We start from the raw sequence: 11,280 nt of genomic DNA, 5'->3' as shown, positions 1-11,280 counted from the left end.
GGTACCGCATGAAGCGAGCCGGCTGCGATCGCGACGTCTTCACTCACGACGCCGTCGCCATGCTGCATGAGGCGGCCACCGGCGGGATGCGCGACCTAGATCGCCTCGCGACCGGGTGCCTCCGCGAAGCGGCCCGCAAGAAGCGCAAGCTCGTCGAGCGGGACCTCCTCCCGCACGTCCTCGACCGCGACGGCCTCGAGCTCGACCGGTGATCGCGCCGCCAGCCCTCGCCGCCGTGGTCTCGGCCCGGCGGCGGGGCGCCGGGCGATGTCCATCACGCCGCTGCGCGCGCCCCGCTCAAGCGGCGATGGACAGCAGCCAGGCTGTTCGCATCTCCATCAACGAGTTTGAGCGGCCACACCGTCGAGGCCGCGGTGGGGCGAGCGGTGATACTCGCCTTCGACCCAAGTCCAGAGGCGGCGGTTGAGCGCGTCGAGGCTCGCGAGGTCGGCGGGCTGGAGCAGCGGGAGGAGCTGCAGCCGAACCGTGCGAAACCAACGCTCCATCTTCCCTTTCGCCTGAGGGTGATAGGCGCGAGCGTGGATGAGCGTGATGCCCAGCTTCGCGCAGACGAGGGCGAGCTGGTGGGAGCGAAACGCGCTGCCGTTGTCGACGAAGAGCCGTCGCGGGGCCCCGCGGCGCAGCACCGCCTCCTTCAGCACCGGCAGGAACGCGGCGGTGTTCTCGGACGGGGCGAAGGCGGCGTACGGCACGACCCGGGTCGCGTCGTCGATGAACGCGATGAGATAGGCCTTGCGCTTCCTGCCGCCGACCGGGACGGCCGGCCCGTGCATCACGTCGCTCATCCACGGATCGCCCGCCTTCTCGAAGGTGAAGCGGCGGTGATCCTTCGAGGTGGGGGTGCCCGGCTCCTTCGCCATGATGCCGGCGCGCGAAAGGAGCCGGTGCAGCGTGCTCGGAGCGAGCTGGAGTCCCTCCGGCAGCTTTCCGGTCGCGATCGCCTCGCGGATGACGAGCTGGACCGAGAGATCGCGCTTGTCGTCCTTGATGGCGAGGAGGAGGTCCGAGACCTCCCGCGGCAGCGCGTGCGAGTGACCGTGGTCGGCGCGCACCCGGGGCTCGAGCGCTTCGAGGCCGCCCTTGCGGTAGGCCCTGAGCCAGTGCCGGATCGTCTCCGGGGCGACCCGCACTCGCGTCGAACCCGGGATCCGGTAGTCGATGTCGGCCCTCTCGCGTAGCCGCTCGTAGAGCCCTTCGCGCCGGGCGGAAGGTGCACGAGGTCCCCGATCACCCCGAAGCGGAACAGGGCGACCTCCTCCGATCGCTTCTTCACATCGTCATTCACGATGAGTCTCCTCTGGTAGGCCCGGGATCGGGGCAGCCCCTCGGAGCTGCCGCGTGCCGGACGGTGGGCCTGTCCCCGATCCCTGTTGGAGGGCGGTGGGCGAAGATCGTCGCGGCGCGGGGCGGGGGCCGAAACCGAGCGGCGGCGGCAGCGCGGCGACGTACGGCACCACCTCACCGCGGAGGCGCACGAGTACGTTCTCGGTCCCAAGGGCCGAGCGGACCGAGGTGACGGTGGGCTCACATCGAGCGAGGAGTCCGGGCAGGAAGCCGATCGCCGCGGCGAGCCCGGCGTGCACGAGCCGCGTCCGCCGCCGAAGCCAGCGCAGCGCCCCCGGAAGCTCGACGTCCGGCCGCAGCGCCTCGCTCGCCACCTCTCGCGTCGGCGCGGCATCGGCCGCCGCGACCACCGCCTCGATCTCCGCCAGCGTGCCCGTGAGCCGCGAGCACAAGAAGTCAGTCAGCAGGCTGATGGAGGGTGCGGGCCGTCGGGCACCACCAGCGGGCGATCAGGCAGCCCTGCGGCGAAACCCGAGCGTAGGTGCCGTGGCGAGCGAGACCGCAGCCGCCTTCCGGGTGGAACGGGCAGCGCTCCAATCTTGCGGAGCGCCACGCCTCCTGCTTAACGTAGTCCTCGCTGGTGAGCCCGGTCGCGAGCCGAACTTGCACCAGCCGAAGCCCGCACGGCGCCAACCGTGGCGGGCACTTTACTCTCGGGCCGGGCCCCATGCCCGACGCGCGCCGGCAGGGTCACCCGAAGTCAGGCGGGGGGGAAGTTTCCGGCCAGCCCGATCACCGCGCTCCACCACCGGCCTCGGGCTCGAGGCGGGGGCGGAGACCGGCGAGAGAGAGTGGCGGTGGATCACGAAGCTACGCGGGAACCGACAGATGGCTTCGAGGGCATCTGCACGAGGATTGTAGTTGTCCTGGCCGAAGATCTTCTGGATCGGTACGGTCGAGAGATCGACCGGCTTCGAGCCGTCGGCCAAAGTGATCGCGAGAATCGTCTGGTGGTGCGGCTGCCCAGATGCCGTTTGCGTGAGCCGCGCGAAGTCGAGAGAGCGAACTCTCGAGTACTCGAACTCCGCTCCGTTCGTTTCCACGTGGTCCGAGAAGAACCGGACCTTCTCGAACTCATGAACCGGCGCGTCCGCCATGCGAGAGCCCCCCTGGGCGAAACCGTCGTCGCCGGGCGTGACGATATCTCAGCCTCCTGTCCCTCGTCAGGATCGAGTGTCCGGGGCCCTGGTATCATCATGGCTGGTTACGGCTGGGGGAAACCACGGTGGGACCGGTTGTCGTCACGTTGCTCGTGGTCGCAGTGATCGGGGGTTTCGCGGGTGGGTGGCTACGCGGCTGGCGAAACGTTCTCGGTGATGTGGGCAGTCATCGGAGCGATCGTGACGCTCGGCGCCGCGTTCTTCCTCGGATGGCGATTCCACGTTGCGGAGGAGAAGAAGAAGCGCGAGGAGCTTCCGCCGGAGATCCGCGGAGTCTTCGACCGGATGTTGGGCGTGGAGCGTGACGCGTCCGGTCGCGTCGTGAGCGATCCGAACGGCGTGTTCTCGGGAGGTAAGGGTTCGGACGACCGACGTAGCTCTGGTCGTTGAAGCCGCGGGTTCACGGAGGGAGCGCCATGAAGCCGATGATCGACGGGTCTCGAGATCCGACCGTTCGCATCATGGAGGTGCTGCGCGCGGCCAAGGTGCTGGCGCAAGAGTACCGCGCGTTGACAGGTAAGCCCCTGGGAATCACCGGCGAGGTCGCCGAGTACGAAGCAGCCCGCATTCTCGGCATCGAGCTCACCCCGGCGCGCCAGGCGGGTTACGACGCCGTCGAGCGAAGGAACGGCTCGACGCGCCGACTCCAGATCAAGGGCCGATGCCTATTGCCTGGATCCAAGCCTGGTCAACGGCTCGGGTCGATCGACGTCGAGAAGGAGTGGGACGCTGTCCTGATGGTGCTCCTGGATGAGAACCTCGAGGCGCTAGAGATCCATGAAGCCGAGCGCGCAGCCGTGCTCGCTGTACTACTGGCGCCGGGGTCGAGGGCCCGCAACGAGAGAGGTGCTCTCCCGGTGACGAAATTCAAGTCGATCGGGAAGCTCCGCTGGCGGCGGTCATGAATTTGCTTTCGGGGGTCGTCCCGCCAACGAAGAGCGCGTCAGGCCGAGGGCCGCGAACGCGCCGGGCGCTGGGGGCGGAATGACGCCCGCACAAGCCGAAGCGTCGAGCGTTGGCTGGACGGAGCCGCCGCGCCAACCCGTGGGGTTGGACCAGCTTGGGCTACGCGAAGCCAGTGTCGGACAGTACGCGCGCCTCATCGACTTCACGACATCCGTCACGTGGCAGCCGCGGTACTACTCCTTTCTGTGCTGGGCGCTCGAGGAGGCCTTCGCACGCACGAGCGAGGTAGTGCAGGGGCGGGAGCGGGTCGACCTGCGCGCGCGCGACCGCGAGCTTCGGCGGAGGGACTACGCGATCGCCGCGGCAACGCTCGCGGCGAGTTCTTCATCGCTGAGGATCATCGGCGTCGAGAAAGTCGGCAAGGCGCTCAACGATGTGCCGGCCGACGGCTCCTTGGAACCGCGGGACGATCACGTGCGGGGCGGCTCCGGCGCGGGCAGCTTCGAGACCTACGCCGGCCCGATGATGAACCTTCGGCTCGTACACGACGTGCGGGTGACTCCGCGCGGACGGCCGCTGGCTCATGCGTTCGCGGCTTCGCTTCACGCAGCGAACGCAGAGTTCCTGTTTGCAGGTGCGCCGGTTCAGATAACGGCGCTCGGCGATGCCGGCCGAGTAGTCGGGCTGCACTGTCTCGCCGATGCAGCGAACGCTTATCCCGAAGTCGCGGCGGAGCGCGATGCGCTCCGCGCGGCGATCATCGACTGGGATGCATTTGCGCGCCCCGGAACACCGCGGCGAAGGGTGCTCAGCATCGGGCTCATCCTCGCGCTGCACCGAGTTGCGAAGGGGCTCCCGGTTGACCTTCGCTGCTTCAGGGAGGCCATCCTGCTGGGCGGGTTGCGAGCAGGAGGCGGACGAGAGCTCACGCTACCGGACTTCTACGAGGGCACGCGGCGCGCTTGGCTCTTGTACCAGGCACACGCGAACGCGGTGTTGGCGCTCGAGGCGTTTCTTGCTCTCGTCTTGGACGGCTTGGTCGCGGACGGGAGGGCCTGCGTGCCGCGGTCCGACGTCTTGGACCTGATCGTCGAGTGGATGGGTGCGGCTGTGCCGCATCCGGCACTGAATGATGGATTCAAGCTGGATCTCGGCGGCACTCTCGCGGCACGGGTGGCTGCGCTCAAGTCGCCGATCGCGCTCGGCTGGCGCGCGAGCCGCGCGGAGCCGGACCTCGCGGATCTCCTCGTGCGGCAGTGGTCCGCATCACGCGTTGGCGCACGTGACCCGAGAGTCGCGGCCGCCGCAGCCGCTGATCTCTTCATCTGGTCCCAGGTGCGTCTCCGGGCGGTGAAGGCCACGTTCGAGGATGCGTGGCTCGGAGACGCTGAGGCGTGGCGACTGCCGCCCGCTATCCTCGTAGACGATCTTGAGCGCGGGATAGCGGAGAACAGCACGGTCGTGGAGCACGTCCGCCGCGTCGTCGACCAACACGTGATCCGCCAACATGCGGTGAACGTCAGGCGGAAGCTCTACCTTGAGCCTGGGCAGTTCACCGCGCGGTTCATCGAGAACGGAGATCGTCTCGAGTACGTAACCTCGCACCACCCGGGGACGAGCAGCCCTCGGTTCGACAACGCGGTCTCGTATCTGGAGGCGCTCGGACTGGTAACCCCAGCGGACAAGAGCGGAGCACGCGGTCTGACGGCGGACGGCGAGGCGCTCGAGCGCGAGATCGTCTTGCGTGCAGGATCTTGTGGAGCGACGCCGTGAGGGTGCTCGACGAACTGCTGGACCGAAGCGATCTGCAGCGCCACGGGTTCACGCATTTCGTGGGCCTCACCTACGGCGTGGACCTCCCTTGGTTCGAGGAACATCTCGGGCGCCAGCTCGAGCTCGCGGGCGTACGGCGCATCGTCGTGCTCGCCGACCAAGCGGCTCTGGACACGACGCTCGAGGCGCAGCTCGGGCTCCTGTCGGGTGCGGGGAGGCGGTTCGTCGTGCAGGGAGTGCAAACGGACGTCTCGTTCCATCCCAAGGCATATCTGCTCGCCGGACCTCGGGAGGCTCGCCTTTACGTCGGGAGCGGCAACCTGAACACGAGCGGTCTGGGCCGTAATCGCGAGATCTTCGAGCGGTGGGATGCGCGGGTGTCCGCAACGGTCCCGAAGTCATTCGACGGCTTCCGTGTGTACGTGACGGAGATCCTGCAGAAGTGGCTTCCTCGCACCGTTCACGTGGAGCGGGCGCTTCGATCCGCGTTTGCGATGCCGATCTTCGCTGGACCGTTCGCCGTAGAAGGCGGGGAGCTTCACGGCTCTCCCGGCGCGCTCATGGACGGGGTGAAGAAGCCCACGACGGCCGCGAGCCGGCTCGTGATGACGGCCCCGTTCTTCGACGCCGCTGGCGAAGCCGCATGCGACCTTGCGAAGCGGTTCGAGGCGGCAGCCTTCGACGTGATCGTCGATCGGTCAATGACCAACCTGTCGCTCGATGCGCGGCAAGCGATCGAAGCCGCTGGCGGGCGCGTGCGCGCGCTCGTGGAGACGAGGCGCTGTCACGCCAAGGCCCTCTACGCCGAGGGCGAGGACTGGAGCTTCTCCGTTCACGGCAGCGCAAACCTCTCCAACGCCGCGTGGCATGGCCACAACGCTGAGCTCGTGGTGTTCCGAAAGGGCGCTGACGCCCGTTCCGTCGGAACGCTTCTCGGAGAACTGGCCGCGGAGGAGCTGACCGAAGAAGCGTGGGCCCACGTTCATGAACAGGCCAAGAAGACCGTCCCGCCGGTCGCTCCCGAAGCAGCGGCCTCGAACCTCGTTCTGCATTCGGCGCAATGGCTCGATGCGACGCGGGTCGAGGTAGTGACATCCGGAGCCGTCCCGGAGGGTGCCGTCGTGGAAGTCCGTGCACGCGACGCTTCCCGGGATGTGCCGGTCCAAGCGCGTGCGTCATCGGGGCCACTCGTGGTGGAGGTACCTGCTGCGGAAGGCAACCGACCTGTCACGGCGATCCGGATTCGTGTCGCGAAGTGGAGCGGTCGATGGGTCGTGGTCCACGACGCTTCGGAGCTCGAGCGGACGGCACGAGGCCGGACGGCCATCGACGATCGCGTCGAGCGCGTCGTCCAGTTCGGGGGGCGAGATCCCGAAGGTGGTGCCGATCTGCTCGAGCTCCTCACGGAGGCGGTCCGGCTGCGTTCGGAGGCGCTGCGTTCGCCGACTGCCAAGCGCTCGTCGCACAAACCCGCACCGTCCACGGGTGGCGCCGAATGGCACTGGGTAGAAGAGTACGTCGAAGGCGAACCCGAGCTGGCGGACGAAGCGCTCGGGTCAACGGACCGGTCGCGCGTTTACGCGTTGGACCCAGTGCGCATCATCGACAACCTCATCGCAGGTGACGCACGGAAGCTGGCCTCTCGCTCGGACGCGCTCGAAGACGAGGAGGGTCGGGAGGGTGATGAAGGCGAAGGGGGCGGTGGAGGCAACTCCGCGGCACCGCCGCGACCACCTACAGATCGGCCACGTCGCGATCTCCTGGACGCCGCGGAAAGGGCTCGGGCGGTGTTCGTTTTCGCCCTCGACAGGGAAGGCGGGGACCTACCTGCCGAGCATCTATTGACGGATGTTCTCGTGCTCGCGGCTGCGCTTCAGAGCGGCGTTCATCGGGAGCGGCTCACGGACCTAGTCTACGCGAAGAGCATGGAGGACGTGCTGCGCGCGCTGTTGGGGTCCGCGCAATCAGCGTATCCGAGGGCCCTTGCCAACATCCCGCCGGAGCAGCGTCGCGTGGCGTGGGCGCGTGGCTGGTTGCTGATCGGCCCGCTGCTCGTGCTGTGGCACGTCTCGATGGCGCGCCGCGCGGCACGAGGCGAGGACCGGATGGAGGACGCCGTCCGTCGAGACGCCATCGGGCTATGGTTCCGCAACGTGCTGCGCCACGCTCCGCGCGAGAGCGTCGCGGAGCTCGTGGCGGAGGCGGAACGGCAACTCCCCGCCATCGAACGCTTCGGCGCTCTCTGGCTCGCGGACCGCTGGAAGGGCTTCGCCGAGGCGGTGCCTTTCCTGACGTTCGTGCGCGACGTGCTGGAGGACGCCGAGGCGCTCCTCGCCATCGAGCCGGTGCTTCAGCCGGCGCTCCCGAGCGGAGTAAAGAGGAACGCTGTCGAGGGTGACCGTGTCGTTGGGCGGGGGAGAGACGGCTCACTCGCCGTCGGCTTCATGGACGACGACAACGTTGCGCTGCTGTGCGATGGTGCCTTCCAAAACGCCTGTCACTCCGATGCGCGCTGGAGATTCAAGAAGTCAGCCCCCGGTCAGGTGATGACGCTGGAGGCGGCGCAAGAGGTACTGCTCGCCGCCAGCCAGGACGCGTCGAACGCAGGAGCGGTACTGAACAGACTCGAAGTGTGAGGTTCCCCGCGATGCGTCACACGTTCCAGGAACTGCTGGACCTGCTCTGCTCGCTCTCGGGTGACGGAGATTGGAAGCTTGACGTCGCGCGGGCCTGGGAGCAGCGGATCTTCGATGCACATCGCGAGTTCGACGACCTCGATGCGGGCAGCCCGGCAGAAGTCGACAACGCATTCCGCGACCGCAAGCGCATCGGGAAGGTCGTCGATGCGTGCGGGACGTTGCTTGGGGCGGGGCTGCTGGACAAACGAGCGATGGCAACGTGGATCTTGACCGCGCTCGAGAAGCCGACGGAGCGCGAGGTCAGGAACGGATCGTTCGAGCTGACGGTGGCGATGCACCTGCACCGCGTGCTCGGTGATCGCCTGGAATTCATCGACGTTCCGACCCGAGGAAAGCGGCCCAAGCGAACCGACCTGGGAATCCGCGCGTGGTCTCCCGTCGAGGTGAAGGCACTCACGGGGTGGGCTGCCGTCGTTGCGCGATCGTCTCCTTGACGCGAACGCACAACACAGGGCGACGAGGACGCCCGACCGCCCACGTCCCGGCCTCACGTTCGTGGCGCTGCCGTTCGACGACATCGAAAGCGTCGCGGCGGGCGACTACCTCGACTTGCTGTGCCGCGAGCTGTGCCTGGTGTTCGATCAGCTGACCGACACGGGCGCCGTGTACATCGTGATCGACGAGTTCAAGAAGGTGCGGAGCAACTCGGGCGAAGAGGAATACGAAGTCTCGCTCCGGTGGGCCGTGTTCCTGCCGCGTGGGGGTCCGCTCGCGGACGCGGTTCCGAGTGAGCTGCTGCAGCTTTGCGACATGCCGGCGCGATGCAACTGCGCAGAGTACAAGCAGCGCGAGGGGATCGAGCCCTGAAACAGTCGGTCTACATGTAGTACCGGTAGAAGGGCTTAGGGATCACGTCCTTAGGCAACTCCGACAGGATGAGCCCGACGGTCTGCGCGAACCCAGGCGTGATCGGCTCCGACCGGCCGAACACGGCCGAGTTCCAGTTCATTTTCATCAGAGCGAGCACTTCGGAGAGAACCTCAGTCACGCCCGAGTTTGACGGGCTACCCCACGATCAGGCACATGGGTTCCCTGTCGCTGCGCGCACTTAGGCGGGCTTCGGGCTGAAGTGGTCGTGTTACTATTCGGGTTCCGGCCCATGTCGATCACCGATTCCGGTCGAAGCCGATCACTGATTCCGGAGCAAGCCGATCGCTGAACGCATGAGCCTGTAGGTGACCGTCAATGGTCGCCCGGGCGCGTTGACGCCGCTTCCATGAGAAGGCCGCCCGTAGTCAGTAACACCTCGCCCGTGCCCGTCGTGACGTGACCGCCGTCGCCGGCGATGCTCGCGCGCTTACGCAGGAAGCGCGATGAATCTGGAGAGAGCGGCGGCGGAGTTCAGGGCGGCGGCGCGGCGGGCCGGACCGCGCGGCGCGGGGCGGCGGTACCCGGAGACAATTCGAGAAGCGGCCGTCGAGTACCTGCGCCGACGGAGAGCGGCCGGCGCAACGGTGTCCGCGATCGCGCGGGAGCTCGGCGTCACGCGGGACACCCTACTCGCGTGGACAGCGACGCCCTGCAGCGGAATGGAGCAGGCGAAGATTCGTGCCCGGTGAGCGTCGTCGCGGAGGAGCCGGCGCCCTCGAGGATCGTGTCGTCGAGCAGGCCGGGCGGTGTGCGCGTCGAGGGGCTCGACATGGCCGGCGTGATCGTGCTCCTGCGAGGTCTCGCGTGATCGGCTCGACGCGCCAGGTCGTCGTCCGCGCGTGCGCCGCACCCGCGGACATGCGCAAGAGCTTCGACTCGCTCTCGGCGCTCGTCACGGAGGGGCTGGGCCGGGACGGGCTCTCCGGCGACCTGTTCCTCGTCGTCTCGAAGAGCCGCCGGCGCGCGAAGGTCCTGTACTGGGACGGCACGGGGCTGTGCGTGTTCGCGAAGCGCCTCGAGAATGGGCGCTTCGCGGCGCCCTGGGAGCGAGGCGAAGGCGGTGAGCTGCAGCTCACGGTGAGCGAGCTCGCGCTCCTGCTCGAGGGAAGCGAGGTGATCGGCCGGATGCCGCTCTCGCCGCCGCCATTCTCGTTCACGGCGTCGAGTCGTCATGGGGCTGGCGTCGTCGATCGCGGCATGGGATGAAGGGGGCGTGAAGCTCGACCGCGAGCAGAACGTCGAAGTGCTCCGCCAGGCGGCGATGATCCTGGAGAAGAAGAACCGGCGGCTCGTGGACGAGAACGTCGCGCTGCAGCGGCGCGTGCTCGCGCTCGAGGGGAGGAGCCCACGAGGAGCTGCAGACCCGGCTCACGGTGCTCGAGGAGCAACTCGCGGTCATGCGCGAGCGGATGTTCGGCGCATCGTCGGAGAAGCGGCCGAGCGCCCCTGCGGCGCCTCGGGATCCCGCGCCGCAGACCGGTCACGGCCCGCGCGAGCAGCCGCAGCTGCGCATCGCGGATGTCATCCACGTCCTCGACGACGCGGACAGGACCTGCCCGAAATGCGGCAAGCCGCTGGAGGAGTGCAAGGGGCAGTACGAGGAGTCCGAGGAGATCGACGTCATCGAGCGGCAGTTCGTGATCCGCAAGCACCACCGCCGAAAGTACCGCTGCTCCTGCAACGGGTGCATCGAGACGGCGCCCGGCCCGATGAAACTCTTCCCCGGGTCGCGCTACTCGATCGACTTCGCGATCGAGGTCGCCGCTTCGAAGTACCTTGATCACGCTCCGCTGGAGCGGCAGGTCCGGACGATGGCGCGCGAGGGGCTCATCGACGATTCGCGGACGCTCTGGGACGTGATCGAGCACCTGGCGAGGATCGTGAAGGATCTCCCTGAAGCGATCGCCGCCCACGTCCTCGCCTCGGTCGTCATCGGTGCGGACGAGACGCGCTGAGGCGACTGCTCGACGGTCGCGGCCGCGACGTCGGCGCGGCGACGAGCTGGCAGGCGTGGGCGATCAGCTGCCCCACCGCTATCGCGTTCCGCATCCAGGACAGCCGCTCGACGGAAGCCGCGCGGGCGCTCATCGGCGACTTCTCCGGGATCGCGATGGTGGACGGCTACGGTGCGTACCAGGCGCTCCGCAAGCAGGGCGGAAAGTTTCGCCTCGCGCACTGCTGGGCGCACGTCCGGAGGAAGTTCGACGAGGCCGAAGCCTTCTTCCCCGCCGAGTGCCGGACGATCCTCGATCTCATCGGCGAGCTGTACGCCGTCGAGAAGCTCTGCCCGACGGGACCGCCCGGAGACGAGCTCCGCCGCGAGCTCCGGAACGAGAGGTCGCGCGAGATCCTGGCCCGCATCCAGCGTTGGGCCCTGGAGTGTCGGTTTGCAGAGGGATGGGACCCCGTCGTTGCAGAAGGATTCCCCCCCGGCTCCACATCGGCGTGACGTTCTCTACTTGCCCTTCTTCTCCGGCTTCTGTCCAGGTTTCTGCCCGGGCTTGAGC

Annotated in this window: 14 protein-coding genes; 12 read left to right on the top strand and 2 right to left on the bottom strand. The window is 67.9% G+C overall.

All coding sequences use genetic code 11. The features are described 5' to 3' along the window. On the top strand, positions 1–212 hold a 212-nt coding region (locus tag MNZ27_RS21680), incomplete at its 5' end, for a hypothetical protein (RefSeq protein WP_277958201.1). Between the two features lie 126 nt (positions 213–338). Here the strand turns inward: MNZ27_RS21680 and MNZ27_RS21675 are convergent. After that, complete coding sequence (locus MNZ27_RS21675) at positions 339–1,151, bottom strand: DDE-type integrase/transposase/recombinase (RefSeq protein ID WP_242396168.1); 813 nt, start codon at positions 1,149–1,151, stop codon at positions 339–341. Between the two features lie 1,494 nt (positions 1,152–2,645). Here MNZ27_RS21675 and MNZ27_RS21670 point away from each other — a divergent pair. The 6 genes from MNZ27_RS21670 to MNZ27_RS21645 all read left to right on the top strand — a co-directional run bounded on the left by MNZ27_RS21670 (position 2,646) and on the right by MNZ27_RS21645 (position 8,710). Further along, positions 2,646–2,915: a hypothetical protein gene (locus MNZ27_RS21670; RefSeq protein WP_242396167.1), complete on the top strand. Its 270-nt coding sequence runs from the start codon at positions 2,646–2,648 to the stop codon at positions 2,913–2,915. A gap of 26 nt (positions 2,916–2,941) precedes the next feature. Further along, positions 2,942–3,430 carry a hypothetical protein gene (locus tag MNZ27_RS21665; RefSeq protein ID WP_242396166.1) on the top strand — a complete coding sequence of 163 codons (489 nt, stop codon included), beginning with the start codon at positions 2,942–2,944 and terminating at the stop codon, positions 3,428–3,430. A gap of 145 nt (positions 3,431–3,575) precedes the next feature. Beyond that, positions 3,576–5,204, top strand: a complete 1,629-nt coding sequence (locus tag MNZ27_RS21660) for a hypothetical protein (RefSeq protein WP_242396165.1) — start codon at positions 3,576–3,578, stop codon at positions 5,202–5,204. Between the two features lie 2 nt (positions 5,205–5,206). After that, entirely contained in the window at positions 5,207–7,840 is a 2,634-nt protein-coding gene (locus tag MNZ27_RS21655; RefSeq protein WP_242396164.1) for a phospholipase D-like domain-containing protein, read from the top strand. Positions 7,841–7,851: 11 nt separating this feature from the next. Continuing rightward, complete coding sequence (locus MNZ27_RS21650) at positions 7,852–8,337, top strand: hypothetical protein (RefSeq protein WP_242396163.1); 486 nt, start codon at positions 7,852–7,854, stop codon at positions 8,335–8,337. A gap of 61 nt (positions 8,338–8,398) precedes the next feature. Next, positions 8,399–8,710 carry a hypothetical protein gene (locus MNZ27_RS21645; protein WP_242396162.1) on the top strand — a complete coding sequence of 104 codons (312 nt, stop codon included), beginning with the start codon at positions 8,399–8,401 and terminating at the stop codon, positions 8,708–8,710. A gap of 10 nt (positions 8,711–8,720) precedes the next feature. Here the strand turns inward: MNZ27_RS21645 and MNZ27_RS21640 are convergent, their stop codons facing one another. Next, positions 8,721–8,858, bottom strand: coding sequence for a hypothetical protein (locus tag MNZ27_RS21640; protein WP_242396161.1), 138 nt, complete (start codon positions 8,856–8,858; stop codon positions 8,721–8,723). Between the two features lie 358 nt (positions 8,859–9,216). On the opposite strand from MNZ27_RS21640, the gene MNZ27_RS24310 reads away from it, so the two are divergent. The 5 genes from MNZ27_RS24310 (at position 9,217) to MNZ27_RS23780 (ending at position 11,222) form a co-directional block, all read left to right on the top strand. After that, positions 9,217–9,462 carry a transposase gene (locus MNZ27_RS24310; protein ID WP_408629706.1) on the top strand — a complete coding sequence of 82 codons (246 nt, stop codon included), beginning with the start codon at positions 9,217–9,219 and terminating at the stop codon, positions 9,460–9,462. Then, the gene (locus tag MNZ27_RS23790; RefSeq protein WP_277958200.1) at positions 9,459–9,581 is read left to right on the top strand and encodes a hypothetical protein; all 123 of its coding nucleotides are present in this window, start codon (positions 9,459–9,461) and stop codon (positions 9,579–9,581) included. The genes MNZ27_RS24310 and MNZ27_RS23790 overlap by 4 nt, the downstream gene beginning before the upstream one ends. Next, positions 9,578–9,979, top strand: a complete 402-nt coding sequence (gene tnpB / locus MNZ27_RS21635) for an IS66 family insertion sequence element accessory protein TnpB (RefSeq protein ID WP_242396160.1) — start codon at positions 9,578–9,580, stop codon at positions 9,977–9,979. Before MNZ27_RS23790 ends, tnpB begins: the two co-directional genes overlap by 4 nt. A gap of 191 nt (positions 9,980–10,170) precedes the next feature. Continuing rightward, a complete protein-coding gene (locus MNZ27_RS23785; RefSeq protein ID WP_277958199.1) occupies positions 10,171–10,728 on the top strand; it encodes an IS66 family transposase in 558 nt (185 codons plus the stop codon). Further along, positions 10,725–11,222 (top strand): IS66 family transposase, encoded by a 498-nt coding sequence (locus MNZ27_RS23780; protein ID WP_308198011.1) that lies wholly within the window; start codon positions 10,725–10,727, stop codon positions 11,220–11,222. Before MNZ27_RS23785 ends, MNZ27_RS23780 begins: the two co-directional genes overlap by 4 nt. Positions 11,223–11,280 lie beyond the last annotated feature (58 nt).

The organism is Anaeromyxobacter oryzisoli (assembly GCF_022690765.1).
GTDB lineage: Bacteria > Myxococcota > Myxococcia > Myxococcales > Anaeromyxobacteraceae > Anaeromyxobacter > Anaeromyxobacter oryzisoli.
Note: the sequence above shows the minus strand (reverse complement) of the source record. Positions and strands in the feature narration are given on the sequence as shown.

Bases quoted from the DNA above. Each gene is read 5' to 3' on its own strand.
- MNZ27_RS23785 (WP_277958199.1), top strand. From the start codon at position 10,171: ATGCGCGAGCGGATGTTCGGCGCATCGTCGGAGAAGCGGCCGAGCGCC.
- MNZ27_RS24310 (WP_408629706.1), top strand. From the start codon at position 9,217: ATGAATCTGGAGAGAGCGGCGGCGGAGTTCAGGGCGGCGGCGCGGCGG.
- MNZ27_RS21640 (WP_242396161.1), bottom strand. From the start codon at position 8,858: ATGAAAATGAACTGGAACTCGGCCGTGTTCGGCCGGTCGGAGCCGATC.
- MNZ27_RS21665 (WP_242396166.1), top strand. From the start codon at position 2,942: ATGAAGCCGATGATCGACGGGTCTCGAGATCCGACCGTTCGCATCATG.
- MNZ27_RS21650 (WP_242396163.1), top strand. From the start codon at position 7,852: ATGCGTCACACGTTCCAGGAACTGCTGGACCTGCTCTGCTCGCTCTCG.